Genomic DNA, 18654 nt, shown 5'->3' on the forward strand with positions numbered 1-18654 from the left:
TATAATATAATTATATGTAATTAATATGTATAATTGCATATTAATTAAAAAATACTCTTTCTTTTTTACACTTTCCATACGTTTTTGTATGTTAATTATTTGACAGACAATTTCGAAATGTTATAATATGGATATGTAAAAATTGCTATTTCTTAAAAGACATGGGAGTCAGATGAGAATTGTGAAAGGATGAGGGGGAGTGGCACAGATTATGTATCACCACACAGCAATCAATGTATTAAAACTTTTACAAAACATGTCAAATAATAAAATGAATGATATGAAATTAGAAACGGAATTTAAAAAAATAGAGAAACAATTCCGAGTGGAGTATGAAGAGTTAGTCGATTTATATAATAGAATGGTTTTATTCCAAATAGATATAGAAAAACATGGCGGTATGCGAGCTTATGAAAAATCAACAATTACATGGCTGAAGTCTGAGCTAGAGTTACTGTATGAAGTGTATCAATTTTGTCAACGTCACGGTTTAAACATTTTAAATATTTCAAAATACGTTAGTAAAAATGAACTAAATCTTTTTCCGAAAACAGAAAGTCAATTGCAAAATACGTATTATAAATTGAAAAAACGTGAAATACCGTTTGAAAATATTGAAAAACAAAAACCAGGACGAAAGCGAAAATATACACCCGTAAAAGAACAAATCGTTGAAATGAAAAAAGAAAACAAGCAAGAAGTAAGAAAAGAAGTTCAAAATACAGAGAATGAAAAAAGTCTTGTAACAGTTATATCTGGTATCGTTGATAATTTTGAAACAATTAGTCAATGTAGTGAAAGAAAAGAAGATGAACTCCATCAGTTTATGGAAGGCATTTATAAGCTTTCAAGCATGGCTGCTGGGCGTTCGGAAAATGAAAAGGATGTACGTGGTCTTGAAAGCGAATTGCATGTATTACGAGCTGAAAATGAAAGACTAAAGCGAGAAAAGGAAGAGCTTGTTCATGATATAAAAGAAATGACGCATCATTTAATTCATTTCATTACGAGCTCTGATATCGATCAAATTCGCACATTGCCTTACTTCGTAAAAGAATGTAAACAAGATTTGCATAAATTAGGGTTATATAACGCACAAGACGGGAAAATGAAAATTATGGTTGATCGTAGTGGACAAGTTATGACTGTAACACAGTAATAAAATTTGGGTACAAAATAAAAGGGAGATACATAGTTTATATGTATTTCCCTTTTGTTTTGTGTGGAATCGTTTCAAAGAGGGAAGACAAATTTTTAAGATTGTAGTAATTTAGAAACCATTTGCGGAATTTGATTAGCCTGTGAAACCATACTGAGCGCAACTTTAGTTAATAATTTAAACTTTAAAAAATCGCTCATTTCCTGCGCCATATCCGCGTCTTCAATTCGAGAAGAAGCATCTGTTAGGGCCATACTTTGACTATTTAAATTTTCAATATTAAAGTGTAAACGATTTATCATAGCCCCAAGATCAGCACGATGAAGTGATACATTTTGCAAGGCTTCTTCAATTTTACGAATTGCCGTTCTTGCTTCTTGTTCTGTTGAAATCTTGATGTCATGTTGTGTAGGGGAAGGGGGAATATGTTTCGTTAGATTTACTGTATGACCGATATCGTCTAATGTAACAGGACGGTTTTGGTCGCCAAATACGGGCAAATTATTAAACTCAGTTGTCTCACCAATATAGCTAATTTGCTCTGTTAAAGATTGAAACTCTTTATTTAGTGAATCACGGTTTTTATTTGAATTTGTACCGTTCGCAGATTGAACAGCTAAATCACGCATACGCTGTAAAATATTCGTCACAGTTTGAAGAGCAGCTTCCGCTGTCCGAAGCATTGATAGCGCATCCTCATTATTACGAATCGCCACACGCATACCACTCGCTCGTGCATGCATACGAGTCACAATTGCAACATTAGCTGGATTATCAGAAGCATGGTTTAACTTCTTACCAGTCGCCAAATGCTCCATCGCAATATTCATACGTTTTTCATTCTCATATAGTGATTGCCTAGCATTCATACTTAAAACATTCGTACCAATACGCATAATAGACACTCCTAGTTAGTGTTCTAAAGCTAATAAACGGCTATGTATAGATAAAAAGGCTTATGCTCATTTGCTGTTGTTCTTTTAACATAAGAGGGGATCAAAATAGGCACTGACCGCTTCTACATATCGCGGATGCTCCCGTCCATCTAAAAAAAGAAGCGTTTTACAAATAATTTATTTATATAGAAAAATAAACCTCTCCGCAAGCAGAGAGGTTTATTCAGGAAACTAGCTCAAATGGCTTATTGTAATAATTTAGAAACCATTTGTGGCGTTTGGTTTGCTTGAGAAAGCATGCTGATACCAGCTTCGTTCAAGATTTTGAACTTAGTCATTTCAGACATTTCTTTCGCCATGTCAGCGTCTTCGATTTGAGAAGCTGCTGAAGCCATAGAAGAAGATTGGCTCTTCAGGTTGTTTACGTTAAAGTCAAGACGGTTTAATGTAGCACCTAGAGTTGCACGGTTAGATGCAATGTTTTCTAGTGCAGAGTCAATTGCAGCGACAGCAGCATTAGGATTAGCAACAGTTACTTTTGTTTTATCGAACGCACCGCCTAAGGCTTTAGCTGCAGCAGCTTTAGCTACATCTGTATCTGCGGCATTATTGTAGTCTGCTAATTTGTCAGTAACGGCTTTAGCATCTGCTGCAGACATAGATCCTTTAACTTTATCGAATTCCTTCATAGCAGCATCAACTTCTTTTTGAATATCAGCTTTGTCAGTAGTAGTTGTTGTATTAAGTGCAGTAAATTTGCCTGCAACATCATCAATTGTTTTTTGTGATGCGCCACCAATTGTTAGTTTATCAATACTTAGTGATTGTGTAGAAACGTTTGCTAATTTAATATCAATTTTCTTACCTTCATCAGCGTTATCTAATGTTTGAATTGCAATAGTTTCATTAGAACCATCTAATAATTTTTTATCATTAAATTCAGTGTTAGTAGAGATGTAATTGATTTGCTCTTTTAATGCGCCGAATTCTTTATCTAGAGCTGCTTGGTTCTCAGATGTATTTGTACCATTTGCAGATTGGTTTGCAAGGTCACGCATACGAAGTAAGATGTTAGATACTGAGTTCATTGCTGAATCAGCTGTACGGATTAATGAAATACCGTCTTGTGTGTTGTTAGCGGCTACTCCTAATCCACTTTCACGAGCACGCATACGAGTTGCGATTGCAAGACCTGCTGCATCGTCAGAAGCGTTGTTGATACGTTTACCGCTTGATAAACGGTCCATAGCGTTACTCATTTTAGCTTGGTTTTGGCGCATGTACTCTTGCGTACGCATGCTGTTAATGTTTGTATTAATTCTCATGTTAAGAACCCCCATTTTTTTATATTGACTTTTCTGCAAATTGAAAAACGGTAATATGCGAAAAAATCAATTTCGAGATTTATTGTAATCCCTGTCATAGCGGGTGTCAACTAAAAATTCGAATTAATAAATATAAAAAAATAACAGTTTAACAATATATCCATTTTTTTATTACATAATTATTAAAAGGATTATTGCAAACTTTAAAAAAAAACTCTAATATTAGATTATCTTTGTTTACCGAAAAGGTGATATTATGGTAGTTGGAAATATAGTAAAAGAAGTGCTTGCCTATAAAAAAGGACAAATTCAGCAAAAGCTAAGTAGTCCACAAGCATTCGTTAGTAGTCGTTTTCAAGAGAAGTTGCAGAGTGAACCTGCGAAGGAGACGAGGGGTACTACGCAGCCGGCAAATATAGAAGAGATGAGTCAGCCGGTACAATCTACGAAAATAGAAACGGTTGTTACTAAACCGGAACAATCTATTCATAAAGTAGAGGAAGCGAGTAAGCCTGAGGAAAAGGCTGAAACGAAGAAAGCAGATGAAGTGCAAGTCGCGCAAAAAGAGTTTGAACGACGTTTCTCAGAAACGAAAAATGAGGCTGTTGATACGTGGGAATTAACGAAGAAGTATAATATTCAAAAAATACGTTCTTCCAATGAAGGGAAGTATGAGGATATTATTGATCGCGTAAGTCGTACATACGGAATTCCGAAAACGTTAATTCAAAAAATGATTGAAGTAGAATCTGATTTTAATCCGAAAACGGTGTCACATGCAGGTGCGATGGGGCTTATGCAGCTTATGCCAGCGAATGTGAAAGAGATGGGTATAAAAAATCCATTTTCACCAGCTGAAAGTATTGAGGGCGGCGTGAAAGAGTTAAGCGGTTATTTAAAGAAAAATAACGGTGACTTAGTATTGGCGCTTGCTTCTTATAATGCTGGTCCTGGTAATGTGAGAAAGTACGGAGGCGTACCACCGTTTAAAGAAACGCAAGGATATATTAAAAAAATATTAAATATCGACGTTTCAAAATAAGAAATTTCATATATAGAGAGAACATGAAATTTTCGTGAACATGATATGGGAGTTGGCTAGATTTGAAATTACAAGATGATATTCCGTTAACAATTTATTTTGAAATCGGAAATACGAAAAAGAAAATTGAAGATCTGCTTCATATTACGAAAGGTACATTGTATCGTCTTGAAAATTCAACGAAAAATACGGTGCGTCTTATGCTTGAGAATGAAGAGATTGGAACCGGAAAGATTTTGACGAAGAATGGGAAGATGTACGTTGAAATCGTTGAATTGAAAAGGTAGGGAAGGGGATTGTCATGAGTGGCGAAAAATTAAGCCAAGAGCAAATTGATGCCCTGCTGAAGGCGGTAAATGAAGGCGAGGAAATGCCAGCTTTTGCACAAGAAGCAGGGAAGCAAGAGAAATTTCAAGAGTATGATTTTAATAGACCAGAGAAGTTCGGTGTGGAGCATTTACGTAGTTTGCAAGCGATTGCTTCTACGTTTGGAAAACAGACGTCACAGACGTTGTCAGCGCGTATGCGTATTCCGATTGAGCTAGAGCCTTCAACAGTTGAGCAAGTTCCATTTACGAGTGAGTATGTGGAGAAAATGCCGAAAGATTATTATTTATATTGCGTAATTGATCTCGGTTTACCAGAGCTTGGAGAAATTGTTATTGAGATTGATTTAGCATTTGTTATTTATATTCATGAATGCTGGCTTGGCGGAGATAGTAAGCGTAACTTTACGATGCGCAGACCGCTAACGGCGTTTGAGTTTTTAACGCTTGATAATATATTCTTGCTTCTTTGTAAAAATTTAGAGCAATCATTTGAAAGTGTTGTTGCGATTGAACCGAAGTTTGTAACGACGGAAACAGATCCGAATGCATTAAAGATTACGACAGCGAGCGATATAATTTCATTACTGAACGTAAATATGAAAACAGATTTTTGGAATACAACGGTGCGTATCGGGATTCCGTTCTTATCTGTTGAAGAAATTATGGATAAATTAACGTCTGAAAATATTGTCGAACATTCTTCAGATAAACGTAAAAAGTATACGTCTGAAGTGGAAGTGAAAGTAAATCAAGTGTACAAACCTGTTCATGTTGCGATTGGTGAGCAGAAAATGACAATGAGTGAGATTGAACAAATTGAAGAAGGCGATATTATTCCGCTTCATACGAAAGTTTCGGATGAATTACTTGGTTATGTAGATGGAAAGCATAAATTTAATTGTTTTATTGGGAAAGATGGAACGCGTAAGGCGCTCCTATTTAAAAGTTTTGTAGAGTAGGAGGATCCATATGAAGCATGAAGTATCTCCTGTGTCCTTAATGGGATTAGAAGATTTTGCAGGGAAACGAAATGAAGTGAGTAAAGCACATATAGATACTGTTTCAGATATTTCGATTGAACTTGGTGTAAAGCTTGGGAAGTCATCTATTACGCTCGGTGATGTGAAGCAATTAAAAGTTGGCGATGTTCTTGAAGTAGAGAAAAACTTAGGACATAAAGTAGATGTGTATTTAAGTAATATGAAGGTCGGCATCGGTGAAGCAATCGTAATGGACGAGAAGTTCGGCATTATTATTTCTGAAATTGAAGCTGATAAGAAGCAAGCTGCGCTTATGAAGGCGCAAAGTCAAATGCAAGATAAAGAGTAGAGGAGGAGTCATATGTCGTATATGACGACCTTATTTCAAGTCGTTTTACTGTTTGGTGCACTCGGTTACGGTGCATATTATATGACGAAAAAGACGCGCAAACAGCAGTTTTTTAAGCAAGGTGAAAATGGCCATATTCAAGTAAAAGACGGTGTATATTTAAATCATCAAACGAGCGCCTTTTTATTTGAAGTGGATGGCAAGCAAGTATTCACTGTTATTAGTAATAATGGTGTGCAGTCTGTGCAATTAACAGGAACAGGAAATCAGTTTCAACAAGCGCTAGAAGACGCGGTGAAGAGTGAAACGAAAAAAGTAGAGGATCCATCATGAGAATAAAGAAACAGTTATCATTATTAGCCGTTATTTTCGTATTTTCTATCGTTTTTTCAATTATTTTTGTAAATCCAGCGTATGCAGCCCCGAACGGTTTTATTAATTTCGAAAATGGAAAAGAGTTTACGAGTAATTCAAGTGTACAGTTATTTGCACTCGTTACCCTTCTATCATTATCTTCTTCTATCGTTCTTTTATTTACGCATTTTACTTATTTTATGATCGTTCTTGGAATAACTCGTCAAGGACTTGGGGTAATGAACTTACCACCAAACCAAGTGCTTGTTGGACTTGCTTTGTTTTTATCACTATTTACGATGCAACCGGTGTTAGGTCAGTTAAAGAGTGATGTGTGGGATCCGATGACGAAAGAACAAATAACAGTAAGTCAAGCTGCGGAGACGACAGCTCCGATTATGAAAGATTACATGGCGAAGCATACATATAAGCATGATTTAAAAATGATGCTGAAAGTACGCGGTGAAGAGTTGCCGAAAGATTTGAAGGATCTTTCATTATTTACGCTCGTACCATCCTTTACGTTAACGCAAATTCAAAAAGGATTATTAACGGGGATGTTCATCTATTTAGCGTTTGTATTTATAGATTTGATTATTAGTACACTTTTAATGTACCTCGGGATGATGATGGTACCGCCGATGATTTTAAGTTTACCGTTTAAAATACTCGTTTTCGTATATTTAGGTGGATATACAAAAATCGTCGATATAATGTTTAAAACGGTCGCCTGAAGCGTTTGATGCTATGTGATAGGAGTCATATAAATGAATACGTCACCAATTATAGATATTTTTCAAACCTTTTTTTATAAAGGGGTTATGATTTTAATGCCGGTTGCCGGTGTAAGTATGATTGTCGTTATTATCATCGCTGTCATTATGGCGATGATGCAAATTCAAGAGCAAACGTTGACGTTTTTACCGAAAATGGCGAGTATTGTACTCGTTATTATCATTTTAGGTCCGTGGATGTTTCAAGAGTTAACGACGCTTATTTTAGATTTATTTGATAAAATTCCATCGCTATTGCGTTCGTACTAAGATAGGTGAACTGAAATGAATATGGAATTATGGGCGGCGACGTTTTTTGCGTTTTGCCGTATTACTTCATTTTTATATTTTTTACCTTTCTTTTCAGGACGGTCGATTCCTGCAATGGCAAAGGTTACATTTGGACTTGGTCTTTCGATTACAGTGGCCGATCAAGTTGATGTCTCTCACATAAAGACAGTTTGGGACGTCGCAGCTTATGCAGCAACGCAAATTGTAATTGGATTATCCCTTGCAAAAATTGTAGAAATGCTGTGGAACATTCCGAAAATGGCCGGACATATTTTAGACTTTGATATCGGTTTATCACAGGCAAGTTTGTTTGATGTAAACGCAGGGTCGCAGTCTACTTTACTATCAACAATTTTCGATATATTTTTTCTCATTATTTTTATTTCACTTGGCGGCATTAACTATTTCGTTGCCACGATTTTAAAATCGTTTCAATATACAGAGGCGATTTCAAAATTGTTGACGACTAGTTTTTTAGATAGTCTACTCGCAACGTTATTATTTGCGATTACATCAGCGGTCGAAATTGCTTTACCGCTTATGGGAAGCTTATTCATTATTAATTTCGTCCTAATTTTAATCGCAAAAAATGCACCGCAATTAAATATTTTTATGAATGCATTCGTCATTAAAATTACATGTGGTATTTTATTTATTGCAATGAGCGTACCAATGCTCGGTTATGTGTTTAAAAATATGACAGATGTATTACTGGAAGAGTATACGACACTATTTAACTTTTTCTTAACGAAGTAGGGGGACGCGTATGGCAAAGGATAATAAAACAGAAAAGGCCACCCCGCAGAAGCGTAAAAAATCGCGTGAAGAAGGGAATATCGCCCGGAGTAAAGATTTAAATAATTTATTTTCTATTCTCGTATTAGCAGTTGTCGTTTATTTTTTCGGAGATTGGCTAGGGTTTGAGATTGCCAATTCTGTAGCGGTGCTGTTTGATCAAATCGGAAAAAGTACAGATTCGACCGAGTATTTTTATTTAATGGGGATTTTGCTACTAAAAGTATCAGCTCCTATATTAATACTCGTATATGCTTTTCATTTATTCAATTATATGATTCAAGTCGGTTTCTTATTTTCTTCTAAAGTCATAAAGCCGAAAGCATCACGTATTAATCCGAAAAACTATTTTACGAGACTGTTTAGTCGTAAAAGTTTAGTAGATATTTTGAAATCACTGTTTTATATGGGATTAATCGGTTACGTTGCGTACGTTCTTTTTAAAAAGAATTTAGAGAAGATCGTGAGTATGATTGGATTTAACTGGACTGCGTCACTTACTGAAATTATTAGGCAAATTAAATTTATCTTTTTAGCTATTTTAATTATTTTAATCGTTCTTTCTATTATTGATTTCATTTATCAAAAGTGGGAGTACGAGCAAGATATTAAGATGAAAAAAGAAGAAGTAAAACAAGAGCATAAAGATAATGAAGGGGACCCACAAGTAAAGGGGAAACGAAAAAACTTTATGCATGCCATCTTGCAAGGGACTATTGCGAAAAAGATGGATGGTGCAACGTTTATTGTAAATAACCCGACGCATATTTCAGTCGTACTTCGTTACAATAAACAAGTTGATGCGGCGCCAATTGTCGTTGCAAAAGGGGAAGATGAGCTCGCATTATATATACGGACGCTTGCCCGTGAACAAGAAATACCGATGGTGGAAAACCGTCCGCTCGCTCGGTCTTTATATTATCAAGTCGAGGAAGATGAGACGATTCCAGAAGATTTATACGTAGCTGTAATTGAAGTTATGCGCTATTTAATTCAAACGAATGAACTTGAAGTATAATAGCGCGTTTGGAGGGGATCTCTTTGTTTAAGATGGATTCTGCAAGAACCTATTTTTCTATCTTTTTAGCAGCGTCATTCGTTGTGGCGCTCTTAATTCCACTTCCACCATTTATACTTGATATCGTTATCGTTTTTCTACTAAGTATGTCAGTACTTATTTATATGCGAGCTACAAGTATTAACGAGTGGGATGAATTAAAGTCATTTCCGACGATGTTGTTATTAATCGGGATTTTCCGCGTATCGATTAACGTTTCGACGACGCGAGCGATTTTAACAGACGGAAATGCGGGTCATGTTATTGAAGAGTTCGGTCAGTTCGTAATTGGCGGAAACTTATTAATTGGTATCGTTATTTTTATAGTTTTAATCATTTTCCAGTTTATCGTTGCAAACGGTGCATCTCGTACCGCTGAAGTAGCAGCTCGTTTTACACTTGATTCTTTACCAGGGAAACAAATGTCTATCGATGCGGATTTAAACCAGCGTATTATTTCAGAAAAAGATGCACAAGCAAAACGAAAAAAATTAAATATGGAAACAGAGTTTTACGGGGCGATGGATGGTGCCGGGAAGTTCATTAAAGGGGACGTTATTTTCGGGATTGTCATTTTATTCGTAAATATCATCTTCGGTTTAATTGTCGGAATGATGCAGCAAGGAATGAGCTTTGCAGATGCGGCTCTTCATTATACACAGTTAACTGTCGGTGACGGAATCGTAAACCAAATCGGTTCGTTAATGCTTGCGATTTCAACAGGTATTATCGTAACGCGTGTATTTGATGGTTCACCGGATACGGTAACAGAAGGAATCTTTAAAGAGTTATTAGCGCATGAAGTTGTTGTATATGCGCTCGGTGGTTTGTTTATCGCAATGGGTATTTTTACTCCGCTACCATTCCTACCGTTTGCTCTCGTTGGTGGAACAATTATCTTCTTAGGAATTCGCAATAAAAAGCGAATAAAGAAAGAGAAAGAAGACGAGCTCCAAAAAGAATTAGAAATGATTCAAGGCGAGGATGAGCAATTACAACAAGTGGAAGATTCATTTGGAGTCTTTACAGATAAATATCCGATTATTGTAGAACTCGGTTTAGATTTAGCGGCACTTGTAAAGCAGAAAATTAATGGGGAAACAGCTCGTGATAAAGTTGTTCTTATGAGGAAATCGATTATTACTGACCTTGGTATTAACGTTCCTGGCATTAACTTTAAAGATAATACGAGTTTTAGACCACGTGGTCGTTACATTATTCGTATTAAAGGTGCGAAGGCGGCTGAAGGTGTTTTAAAATCAGGTTATTTATTAGCACTAAAAACACCGAACGTAATGGCTGATCTAGATGCAGAACCAGCGAAAGATCCAATCTTCGGTGAAGATGGATATTGGATCTTAGAGCATATGGTGCAAGATGCGCAAATGAAAGGCTATCAAGTGTTAGAGCCACTTAGTATATTAATTACACATTTAGATGTTGTCGTTAGACGTAATCTTCATGAGTTAATTCAGCGTCAACATGTGAAAGACTTAATTAACTCGCTTGAAAATGATAATGGCGTTTTATTAGAAGAGATTAAGAAGAAAGAAATCGATTTATCACTCGTTCAAAATGTTATTAAACAACTTCTAAAAGAAGGTATTTCAATCCGTGATTTACCAACGATTATTGAAGGTATTATTGACGGAAAAGAAGTGTATCAAAATCATGTTGATGGTGTAACGGCATTCGTCCGTGAATGTATTTCAAAAGTTATTTGTGAAAATGCGAAAAATCCGGACGGGAAAATTTATGCGGCGCTTTTCTCTGATTCAATAGAGCTAGATGCGGATGTTGTGAACAATTCCTATCAAGGTTACTTATTAAACTGGGATTTAGATTTAGAAACACGTGTCATTGAGCAAGTACAGCGCGTCTTTAAACAAGCCCGTTTAATGGGAAGAGAGCCAGTGTTATTAACGCGTAGAAAAGATTTCAGATTTGCGATTGTAAGACTGCTAGAACGTTATCAAGTGGAAGCACAAGTACTGTGTATTAGCGAATTAGCACCAGAAATTGTTGTAGATCAAATTGCCTATATTGAATAGTAGGGGGTGAAGTAATGGAAAGTACAGAAAAGAAAGAAGCGTTAATGCGAATAAAAGCAGCTTCGAAAAATGAATTGTATCGAAAGTTATTTGACCAATATGGTACAGATTATTATTACGTTGTCGATGAAAGTGTAAAACGAAATATCCCGTTTTTTTGGAAAAAGGATTATGAAATGTTAGTTGCTTTTCCAGAGGATAAACAGGAAGAAGTGAATGAAGGAACAGCACAATTTCATGAACAATTAATGGATGTTGTGAATGATCCTTCAGAACAAATTGTGAAGGCGAATGGAATTCAATCAGTACTGCACAATTTAGAAAACGTAACGACTTCTATGTCATACGCGGCAATGCAAACAGGAAATAGTGAAGAATGGGCAAGAAAAAAAGAGAAACTATTAAAGCTGTTTGAAAAAGGAATCGTCGTGGTGAAACAGACGGAAGAAACGAAAGTAACGAAAAAGCAAAAAGTTGTGAAACAAGTCGTTCCGGCGAAGAAAAAAGAAGTAGTTGCAAAGAAAGAAAATCAAGAATCTGTACCGTTTATTATTCAAAAAGTAATTCGGATGCTAGAACAAAACGATGTAGAACAATATTTCATTCATGCATATGCTGAAAAGTTAAAAGTGAAGTTTGAAAATGCAACGATGATTACAGAAGAGGAAGTAATCGGGTATATATTAGAAGATATGAGATCTCACTTCAACACTGAAAATGTATTTGAAAAAGAAGTACAAACAATTGCATTAATCGGTCCAACTGGCGTTGGGAAAACGACGACGCTTGCGAAAATGGCATGGCAATTTCACGGTAAGAAAAAAACGGTTGGCTTTATTACGACGGATCACTCTCGCATTGGGACAGTACAGCAACTGCAAGATTACGTAAAGACAATTGGATCAGAAGTAATCGCTGTGCGTGATGAAGCGGCAATGACAAGAGCACTTACGTATTTTAAAGAAGAAGCACGCGTCGATTATATTTTAATTGATACAGCCGGAAAAAATTATCGTACGTCAGATACAGTAGAAGAAATGATTGAAACGATGGGACAAGTAGAACCAGATTATATTTGTTTAACGTTATCAGCTTCTATGAAAAGTAAAGATATGATTGAAATTATTACGAACTTTAAAGATATTCATATAGATGGTATCGTGTTTACGAAATTTGATGAAACAGCAAGTAGTGGCGAATTGTTGAAAATTCCAGCAGTTTCATCAGCTCCAATTGTATTAATGACAGACGGACAAGACGTAAAGCAACATATACATATCGCTACAGCTGAACATTTAGCGAAACAAATGTTACAAACATCGTAAGAAAAGAGGTGAAGAATAAGGCGGTTGCCTTATTCAAAGGAATATGAACGGTCTTTATATAGGTTCTATGGGAATGATGAATTACATGCAGCGTATTAATGTTCATTCGAATAACGTTGCAAATGCCCAAACGACAGGATTTAAAGCAGAAAATATGACTTCTAAAGTATTTGATGTACAAGACACATATCGCCGCGGAGATGGGGCTATGACAAATATCGGTTCGGTCGATTACGCTGTAGTACCAGCTGCGACGCATGTGAACTTAGTACAAGGAAATGTACAAATTACAAATAGTGCTACAGATTTCTTTTTAGATGACGGTGCGGCAGGCACATCATCATTTTTCGTTACATCTAAAAATGATGAAACGTTTTTAACGAGAGATGGAAGCTTCACATTAAATAGTGATCGTTATTTGCAAACATCGTCTGGTGCATATGTTATGGATGTAAATAATGAACGTATTCGTATTCCTGAAAATGTGAATTTCTTCGTATCTAATAATGGAGAAATTTATAGAGAAATTAACGAGGGAACTTTGCAAAAACCAGATATTAAGAGAATCGTAATTGCACAGTTGCAAACAAAAACAGTAGATGCAGAAACAAATGCTCGTCTCGTGCAGCGTGAAAACAAAAGCTTTACACTAGCAGAAGGAAATATTGCTAATTTACCGAATGGAACAGGAATAGTAAAAAATCATATGCTAGAAAATTCAAATGTAGATATGACGAAAGAGATGGCAGATCTTATGTCGAGTCAAAAAATGATTCAAGCATCTCAGCGTATTATGACTTCATTTGATAAAATTTATGAAAAAGAAGCGAATGAAATATTGAGATAAAGGAGACTTCCCGTTAAGGGGAGTCTTTTTTTGGTTGCTTTTATTACAGTTACAACATAAAATGATAATCATTATCATTTTATGTTGTTTAATAAGAATGGAAGTTGTGATGGTCGTATCAATTGTTTAACTAGGTGAATTAAAAACGAAGGGGAAGGTGTATTTATGTCTACTAAAAAGAAACTTTGCATTGGATTATGTTTAATTTCTAGAAAGAAAGAACAAGAGAGTATGTTTAATTCAGGGATAGATGAACAAGTAGAGTTGGCACTACAGGCAGAAGAGGCTAAGTTAGATTTTGTTTTTAAAGCAGATTATTTAGTGGCGCACCCGGATTTAATCGCTCGTAATAAGGGGAATGTAATGTTAGATCCGACATTATTATTTACTGCTATTGCGTATGCAACAGAAAAAATTGGAGTGGTTACGACTGCCTCCACATCGTTTTATCCACCATACATACTTGCGAGGCAATTACAATCTTTAAATTGGATTAGTAATGGCCGAGTAGGTTGGAATATTGTCACATCCATTGATGGTGCAGAAAACTTTGGTGAAGACAGGGATGCCGCCATCTGAGGAACGATATGCGAAAGCTGCAGAATGTACAGAGTTAGTAAGGAAACTTTGGAGAAGCCATCCTTATGAAGTTTTGAAAGTAGATAACACTGAAGTCATTAGAAAGATGGTAAAGCCTATTGAGCACAGTGGTGAATACTTTGAGGTGAAAGGGCCACTTAATATTCCGCAGCATATTTCAGGAGAAATGCCATTATTTCAAGCGGGTGCTTCAGAGGCTGGCCGGAATTTCGCTGCTTCTGTTGCGGATGCGATTTTCGCCGCGATGCCAGATATAGAATCAGGAATCGAACTTCGTCAAAATTTAAGAAGAAGAGCAGAAAAGCATGGCCGAAAGCAAGATGATGTACGGGTATTACCTGGATTGTATTTCTTTATCGGTGATACATATGAAGAAGCGCTAGAGATGCATAGGCAAGCTCATCAACATCTCACAATGGAGAAGAGATTGGCTTTACTTGAAATGGTACTCGGATTAGATGCTAGAGGAATTCCACTAGAAAGTAAGATAAAGGAAGATATGTTGCCAAGTAGAGAGCAAACTGTACGTAGTAAAACACATGCCGAATTATTACGGAATTTCATCATTAAAAATGAACCAACTGTTGAACAAATACTAGAACGACCAGAAGTTGTTTGTTCTGCTCATTGGGTTGCGATTGGTACACCACAAGATGTATTCCAGCAAATTATGGAAAGATTTGAAGCAGGAGCACTAGATGGATTTATTGCAATTCCAGGTGGGCCTCAGAAATCATTGGATCTATTCTTTAGTGAAGTTATTCCGTTATTTGTGAAGGCGGGTATATTTAGGGAAGAATATACAGGTTCAACTTTGCGTGAACATTTAGAGGGGACTTCATTAAATACTTTGCTGTTAAAATAAGTAGAATACTATGTAGAAAATGCCTTTCATAAGAAGGCTTTTTCTTTTTTGTTAAAATTTCAGAATTATCAATTGACTTTATAGGTCTTCTTTTTTTATATTAGTAGGTATAGTAATAACTACTAATATAAAATGAATGCATCGTTTTCAAATGAGAGCTATGTAGATTGTGAGGGGTTACCGATGGATGAAATAATAAAAGAGTTACAAAAGCTAGGTTTTTCCCAATATGAATGCAAAGCGTACATTGGATTATTAAAACATTCCCCAGTAACAGGATACGAAGTGAGTAAACAAACAGGGGTACCTCGTTCGATGATTTATGAAGTACTTGGCAAGTTGATGGATAAAGGAGCGGTGCATATCGTTCCTTCTGAACCAGTGAAATATGTACCAGTGCCAGCTACGGAATTAATGGATCGAATGCGAAAAGACTTTGAAAAGTCCTTTGCATTTTTAGACCAGAAATTAAATTGTTTAGAACAAGAGCGGCAAATTGATGTAATTTCGCATATTCGCTCAAATGATCGTGTTTTGAAAGAAATATGCAATATAATTAATAGAGCAAAAGAAGAGCTATGGATTTCAGTATGGGAAGATCAAGTGCACGAGATTGAGCCGTTCATTCATCAAAAGGAAGAGGAAGGCGTACATATTTTTTCCATTTTATTTGGTGCTCCAGAAACAAAAATAGGAGCGACATTTCATCATAATTATATGACACCTCACGTCGTTGAAAAGAGAATGGGAGGTCATTTAACTGTTATCGCGCGTGATGGGGAAGAAGTATTAATTGCTAACTTTTCAAATGATAGCACTTCATGGGCGGTGACAACGTATGATCCAGCTTTAGTACTCGTCGCTACAGAGTATGTTCGGCACGATATTATGGTGGAAGAGATTACGAAGGAGTTTGGAGCTGATAAATTAGATACATTATGGCGTGAAAACATAGATTTAGTTCATGTCGTAACAGGCAAACGCACGATGGAAGAAATGGAGGGAGATAATGGTGAATAAAGCTCAAGCACATATGACACTGCAGAGCGATGATTCATTTCAGCAAGGTGTAAAGGATTGTTTACCAACTGTATTTGGATATTTGAGCATTGGTATAGCAGCTGGTGTTATTGCGAAAACAGCAGGTTTTTCGGTCATAGAAATCGCCTTTATGTCCACGTTAATTTACGCAGGTTCTGCTCAGTTTATATTAGCGGGGATGTATGCAGCAGGTGCCCCAGCTTCAGCAATTATTTTTACCGTGTTCTTTGTTAATTTACGTCACTTATTAATGAGTGCGGCACTTGCGCCTTACTTCACGAAGATACCTCTTTTTAAAAATGTAATAATTGGTTCGCAAATTACAGATGAAACTTTCGGCGTTGCAGTGCAACAAGCAGCGCAAAAAGGATATTTAGGCGAGAAATGGATGATGGGCCTTAATGTAACAGCGTATTTAAATTGGATTCTTGCTACAGTTATCGGGGGGCTTTTTGGTGAGTGGATACCAGACCCTCATACGTACGGGATGGATTATGCATTACCAGCGATGTTTATCGGATTATTTGTACTTCAGCTAATAAGTAGTAAACCGAAACTAGCAATTCATCTCAGTGTAGCAATTGTAGCGATTATTATCGAATACGTTTCACACTTATTTATGCCAGATAGTATAGCAGTTATTATTGCAACATTACTAGCTGCGACGATTGGAGTGCTGATTGAAAAATGGAAATGAGATTAGATGTATTATTACTATTACTAGCGGCAGGAGCTGTCACACTCGTTCCGCGTATTTTGCCTCTTCTCGTATTTAGTAAAATACAAATTCCAGACTGGGGTTTAAAATGGTTAAATTACATACCAATTGCGATATTAGCAGCACTTTTAGCACAAGTATTATTTATGCATGAGACGATGCAGTGGGATTATCTTATCGCCGCAATTCCAACATTTCTTGTCGCAATCTATACTCGTAGTCTATTAGGAACCGTATTAACTGGAGTGATTGTGATTATTTTGTTACGTTTCTTTTTCTAGAAAGGATTCGGCTTATATAATAGCGAAAGGTGTAATAATAAGAAATATATAGGGGTGGTGTTATGATACTTTTAACGATAGGAGCAATATTGTTAACGTTGTTTATTTTCTTTATTATCGGCTTTATTACGTTTATGATGTTTGTTGATAAGGCGACACCTCAAATTTATTATACACCTTGTGAATCAGTGACAGTGAAGTCTAAAGGTAAAGATAGAAGGAAGAAAAGTTGATGTCGTGCTTTTCTTCCTTTTCTTTTACATTCCTGAAAGAACTAACAACAACACTCCGAATAGAAAACTAATAAAAGAAAGAAAACCGATACATATCGAGAACACACGATTATTTCTCCATTCGCGCCAGAAGACGATAAATCCTAAAATGCAAAGGAAAAACCAAATGGGTAAAAATATGAACTCACTCATTTTCTTGGGGAGTAACGAATAAAAAGTTGTTACATATAGTACCCAATTTGTCAAAAATAAAATACAAACGATAATGGATTGTGAATAGGGACGTTTTAAAAATTTCTCATTTTTAACTGTTATAAAAATGAGAGTTAGCGCTGATATAAAGGCAATGATTATGAAAATAAGTAAGAGTAATGTAAGGGGCATTAGAACCTCCTTTATAAGAGTGCATTCATAAGAAATGAATCTATTAAATTGTATACTTGTTTTGTAGAGTGTTCGTTATATTTTTCAGTGTATGGATTTAAAAATCCATGCTCACCTTGTAGTTGTTTTATTTCTAATAAAGGATTATCTTGTTGCTGTAATGTTTTCGTTAAGGAGGATACTGAAAAACTAATTTCTTTTTCAGGAAAAATCAGTAATGTAGCGCATGCAGGCTTCATGTGAACATAATCACGTATACGAGAGCCGTAACATCCAATAATAAAATCTAGTTTTGGATTGTTACTACATAGCCATGAGATGGTAGCTCCAACGCTAAAGCCGATAAGTCCAATATGTGCGTAACGATTGGAAAGGCTATGAATGAGTTCCTCAATTTGCTTTTTTCCACCATCAAATCCAATGTGGTTCATAAAATATTGGTATGCTTTTTCTTCATTATTATAATGAAATGCCTGTTGTAATTTTAGAAGATTCGGGCAGAATACATCTATTTGAGATGAAGTGAAGTGGTCAATTACATGATGCATATGATCATTTACACCATATATTTCATGTGAAACAACGAGAGCTAATTTTTTCTTCATCATTACAAAATTTCTCTTTGAAACTTGTATTCTTTCTCTACAAGGCAAACACGCAAGTGGAAGTTTTCATACCATTGCTCACGGCCTCTTTTTTTCGCTTCTTTATGTAAGGCGTTCTTTTTCCAATTTTCAATTGCTTCAAGTGATTCCCAATAAGAGATTGTAATGCCGAGGCCCGAATTATCTCGTGCACTTTCTACACCTAAAAATCCAGGTTGCTGTTTCGCAAGTTCCTCCATTGTTTCGGCAACGGTACTATAATCTGTTGCATCATTTGATAAATTAGAAGTGAATATAACTGCATAATAAGGTTTGTTTTTTTCTAAATCAGATTTCATTGTCTTTCCTCCTTAA

At 36.0% G+C, this 18654-nt stretch carries 22 protein-coding genes and 1 pseudogene; 18 read left to right on the forward strand and 5 right to left on the reverse strand.

Going from position 1 to position 18654, the window contains the following annotated elements; translation table 11 throughout:
- Positions 1 to 211 precede the first annotated feature (211 nt).
- Positions 212 to 1159 (forward strand): DNA-binding domain-containing protein, encoded by a 948-nt coding sequence (locus tag G9F74_RS18885; protein WP_000274704.1) that lies wholly within the window; start codon positions 212 to 214, stop codon positions 1157 to 1159.
- A 95-nt stretch (positions 1160 to 1254) separates the two neighbouring features.
- Here G9F74_RS18885 and G9F74_RS18890 read toward each other — a convergent pair whose 3' ends face one another.
- A complete protein-coding gene (locus G9F74_RS18890; RefSeq protein WP_016108120.1) occupies positions 1255 to 2055 on the reverse strand; it encodes a flagellin N-terminal helical domain-containing protein in 801 nt (266 codons plus the stop codon).
- 245 nt (positions 2056 to 2300) lie between these two features.
- Positions 2301 to 3380, reverse strand: coding sequence for a flagellin N-terminal helical domain-containing protein (locus G9F74_RS18895; RefSeq protein ID WP_001222344.1), 1080 nt, complete (start codon positions 3378 to 3380; stop codon positions 2301 to 2303).
- A 256-nt stretch (positions 3381 to 3636) separates the two neighbouring features.
- Between G9F74_RS18895 and G9F74_RS18900 the strand changes: the two genes are divergently transcribed.
- The 17 genes and pseudogenes from G9F74_RS18900 to G9F74_RS18980 all read left to right on the forward strand — a co-directional run bounded on the left by G9F74_RS18900 (position 3637) and on the right by G9F74_RS18980 (position 17311).
- The gene (locus tag G9F74_RS18900) at positions 3637 to 4422 is read left to right on the forward strand and encodes a lytic transglycosylase domain-containing protein (protein ID WP_016108121.1); all 786 of its coding nucleotides are present in this window, start codon (positions 3637 to 3639) and stop codon (positions 4420 to 4422) included.
- 62 nt (positions 4423 to 4484) lie between these two features.
- Positions 4485 to 4709, forward strand: coding sequence for a flagellar motor switch protein FliN (locus G9F74_RS18905; RefSeq protein WP_000775712.1), 225 nt, complete (start codon positions 4485 to 4487; stop codon positions 4707 to 4709).
- A 14-nt stretch (positions 4710 to 4723) separates the two neighbouring features.
- Positions 4724 to 5710, forward strand: a complete 987-nt coding sequence (gene fliM / locus G9F74_RS18910) for a flagellar motor switch protein FliM (protein ID WP_000012360.1) — start codon at positions 4724 to 4726, stop codon at positions 5708 to 5710.
- Positions 5711 to 5720: 10 nt separating this feature from the next.
- A complete protein-coding gene (gene fliN, locus G9F74_RS18915) occupies positions 5721 to 6080 on the forward strand; it encodes a flagellar motor switch protein FliN (protein ID WP_000680016.1) in 360 nt (119 codons plus the stop codon).
- 12 nt (positions 6081 to 6092) lie between these two features.
- Positions 6093 to 6413: a hypothetical protein gene (locus G9F74_RS18920; protein WP_000121176.1), complete on the forward strand. Its 321-nt coding sequence runs from the start codon at positions 6093 to 6095 to the stop codon at positions 6411 to 6413.
- Positions 6410 to 7168: a flagellar type III secretion system pore protein FliP gene (locus G9F74_RS18925; protein ID WP_001220583.1), complete on the forward strand. Its 759-nt coding sequence runs from the start codon at positions 6410 to 6412 to the stop codon at positions 7166 to 7168. Before G9F74_RS18920 ends, G9F74_RS18925 begins: the two co-directional genes overlap by 4 nt.
- Before the next feature lie 33 nt (positions 7169 to 7201).
- Positions 7202 to 7477, forward strand: coding sequence for a flagellar biosynthetic protein FliQ (locus G9F74_RS18930; RefSeq protein ID WP_001098085.1), 276 nt, complete (start codon positions 7202 to 7204; stop codon positions 7475 to 7477).
- A gap of 15 nt (positions 7478 to 7492) precedes the next feature.
- A complete protein-coding gene (locus G9F74_RS18935; protein WP_001055699.1) occupies positions 7493 to 8254 on the forward strand; it encodes a flagellar biosynthetic protein FliR in 762 nt (253 codons plus the stop codon).
- A 10-nt stretch (positions 8255 to 8264) separates the two neighbouring features.
- The gene (gene flhB / locus G9F74_RS18940; RefSeq protein ID WP_001030095.1) at positions 8265 to 9311 is read left to right on the forward strand and encodes a flagellar type III secretion system protein FlhB; all 1047 of its coding nucleotides are present in this window, start codon (positions 8265 to 8267) and stop codon (positions 9309 to 9311) included.
- A 23-nt stretch (positions 9312 to 9334) separates the two neighbouring features.
- Positions 9335 to 11401: a flagellar biosynthesis protein FlhA gene (gene flhA, locus G9F74_RS18945; protein WP_000475625.1), complete on the forward strand. Its 2067-nt coding sequence runs from the start codon at positions 9335 to 9337 to the stop codon at positions 11399 to 11401.
- Between the two features lie 14 nt (positions 11402 to 11415).
- Positions 11416 to 12726 carry a flagellar biosynthesis GTPase FlhF gene (gene flhF / locus G9F74_RS18950; RefSeq protein ID WP_000446160.1) on the forward strand — a complete coding sequence of 437 codons (1311 nt, stop codon included), beginning with the start codon at positions 11416 to 11418 and terminating at the stop codon, positions 12724 to 12726.
- Between the two features lie 43 nt (positions 12727 to 12769).
- Positions 12770 to 13573 carry a flagellar basal-body rod protein FlgG gene (locus G9F74_RS18955; protein ID WP_001013924.1) on the forward strand — a complete coding sequence of 268 codons (804 nt, stop codon included), beginning with the start codon at positions 12770 to 12772 and terminating at the stop codon, positions 13571 to 13573.
- Positions 13574 to 13738: 165 nt separating this feature from the next.
- A pseudogene (locus G9F74_RS18960) lies at positions 13739 to 15038 on the forward strand (NtaA/DmoA family FMN-dependent monooxygenase).
- 183 nt (positions 15039 to 15221) lie between these two features.
- Positions 15222 to 16058 (forward strand): TrmB family transcriptional regulator, encoded by an 837-nt coding sequence (locus G9F74_RS18965; RefSeq protein WP_000343347.1) that lies wholly within the window; start codon positions 15222 to 15224, stop codon positions 16056 to 16058.
- Entirely contained in the window at positions 16048 to 16776 is a 729-nt protein-coding gene (locus G9F74_RS18970) for an AzlC family ABC transporter permease (RefSeq protein WP_016108124.1), read from the forward strand. The genes G9F74_RS18965 and G9F74_RS18970 overlap by 11 nt, the downstream gene beginning before the upstream one ends.
- Positions 16767 to 17078 carry an AzlD domain-containing protein gene (locus G9F74_RS18975; protein ID WP_000425939.1) on the forward strand — a complete coding sequence of 104 codons (312 nt, stop codon included), beginning with the start codon at positions 16767 to 16769 and terminating at the stop codon, positions 17076 to 17078. The genes G9F74_RS18970 and G9F74_RS18975 overlap by 10 nt, the downstream gene beginning before the upstream one ends.
- A 62-nt stretch (positions 17079 to 17140) precedes the next feature.
- A complete protein-coding gene (locus tag G9F74_RS18980) occupies positions 17141 to 17311 on the forward strand; it encodes a DUF3951 domain-containing protein (protein ID WP_000602233.1) in 171 nt (56 codons plus the stop codon).
- Positions 17312 to 17335: 24 nt separating this feature from the next.
- Here the strand turns inward: G9F74_RS18980 and G9F74_RS18985 are convergent, their stop codons facing one another.
- Genes G9F74_RS18985 through G9F74_RS18995 form a run of 3 tightly spaced genes read right to left on the reverse strand, consistent with a single transcriptional unit; the run spans position 17336 to position 18638 of the window.
- Complete coding sequence (locus tag G9F74_RS18985; protein WP_001131598.1) at positions 17336 to 17695, reverse strand: hypothetical protein; 360 nt, start codon at positions 17693 to 17695, stop codon at positions 17336 to 17338.
- Positions 17696 to 17706: 11 nt separating this feature from the next.
- Entirely contained in the window at positions 17707 to 18300 is a 594-nt protein-coding gene (locus tag G9F74_RS18990; RefSeq protein ID WP_033657381.1) for a dienelactone hydrolase family protein, read from the reverse strand.
- 2 nt (positions 18301 to 18302) lie between these two features.
- Complete coding sequence (locus G9F74_RS18995) at positions 18303 to 18638, reverse strand: antibiotic biosynthesis monooxygenase family protein (protein ID WP_016108125.1); 336 nt, start codon at positions 18636 to 18638, stop codon at positions 18303 to 18305.
- Between the last annotated feature and the right edge of the window lie 16 nt (positions 18639 to 18654).

Origin of the sequence: Bacillus sp. EKM202B (assembly GCF_011066025.1) — a bacterium.
Lineage (GTDB): Bacteria > Bacillota > Bacilli > Bacillales > Bacillaceae_G > Bacillus_A > Bacillus_A toyonensis.

Bases quoted from the DNA above. Each gene is read 5' to 3' on its own strand.
- G9F74_RS18885 (WP_000274704.1), top strand. From the start codon at position 212: ATGTATCACCACACAGCAATCAATGTATTAAAACTTTTACAAAACATG.
- G9F74_RS18890 (WP_016108120.1), bottom strand. From the start codon at position 2,055: ATGCGTATTGGTACGAATGTTTTAAGTATGAATGCTAGGCAATCACTA.
- G9F74_RS18895 (WP_001222344.1), bottom strand. From the start codon at position 3,380: ATGAGAATTAATACAAACATTAACAGCATGCGTACGCAAGAGTACATG.
- G9F74_RS18900 (WP_016108121.1), top strand. From the start codon at position 3,637: ATGGTAGTTGGAAATATAGTAAAAGAAGTGCTTGCCTATAAAAAAGGA.
- fliM (WP_000012360.1), top strand. From the start codon at position 4,724: ATGAGTGGCGAAAAATTAAGCCAAGAGCAAATTGATGCCCTGCTGAAG.
- fliN (WP_000680016.1), top strand. From the start codon at position 5,721: ATGAAGCATGAAGTATCTCCTGTGTCCTTAATGGGATTAGAAGATTTT.
- G9F74_RS18920 (WP_000121176.1), top strand. From the start codon at position 6,093: ATGTCGTATATGACGACCTTATTTCAAGTCGTTTTACTGTTTGGTGCA.
- G9F74_RS18925 (WP_001220583.1), top strand. From the start codon at position 6,410: ATGAGAATAAAGAAACAGTTATCATTATTAGCCGTTATTTTCGTATTT.
- G9F74_RS18930 (WP_001098085.1), top strand. From the start codon at position 7,202: ATGAATACGTCACCAATTATAGATATTTTTCAAACCTTTTTTTATAAA.
- G9F74_RS18935 (WP_001055699.1), top strand. From the start codon at position 7,493: ATGAATATGGAATTATGGGCGGCGACGTTTTTTGCGTTTTGCCGTATT.
- flhB (WP_001030095.1), top strand. From the start codon at position 8,265: ATGGCAAAGGATAATAAAACAGAAAAGGCCACCCCGCAGAAGCGTAAA.
- flhF (WP_000446160.1), top strand. From the start codon at position 11,416: ATGGAAAGTACAGAAAAGAAAGAAGCGTTAATGCGAATAAAAGCAGCT.
- G9F74_RS18955 (WP_001013924.1), top strand. From the start codon at position 12,770: ATGAACGGTCTTTATATAGGTTCTATGGGAATGATGAATTACATGCAG.
- G9F74_RS18965 (WP_000343347.1), top strand. From the start codon at position 15,222: ATGGATGAAATAATAAAAGAGTTACAAAAGCTAGGTTTTTCCCAATAT.
- G9F74_RS18970 (WP_016108124.1), top strand. From the start codon at position 16,048: ATGGTGAATAAAGCTCAAGCACATATGACACTGCAGAGCGATGATTCA.
- G9F74_RS18975 (WP_000425939.1), top strand. From the start codon at position 16,767: ATGGAAATGAGATTAGATGTATTATTACTATTACTAGCGGCAGGAGCT.
- G9F74_RS18980 (WP_000602233.1), top strand. From the start codon at position 17,141: ATGATACTTTTAACGATAGGAGCAATATTGTTAACGTTGTTTATTTTC.
- G9F74_RS18985 (WP_001131598.1), bottom strand. From the start codon at position 17,695: ATGCCCCTTACATTACTCTTACTTATTTTCATAATCATTGCCTTTATA.
- G9F74_RS18990 (WP_033657381.1), bottom strand. From the start codon at position 18,300: ATGAAGAAAAAATTAGCTCTCGTTGTTTCACATGAAATATATGGTGTA.
- G9F74_RS18995 (WP_016108125.1), bottom strand. From the start codon at position 18,638: ATGAAATCTGATTTAGAAAAAAACAAACCTTATTATGCAGTTATATTC.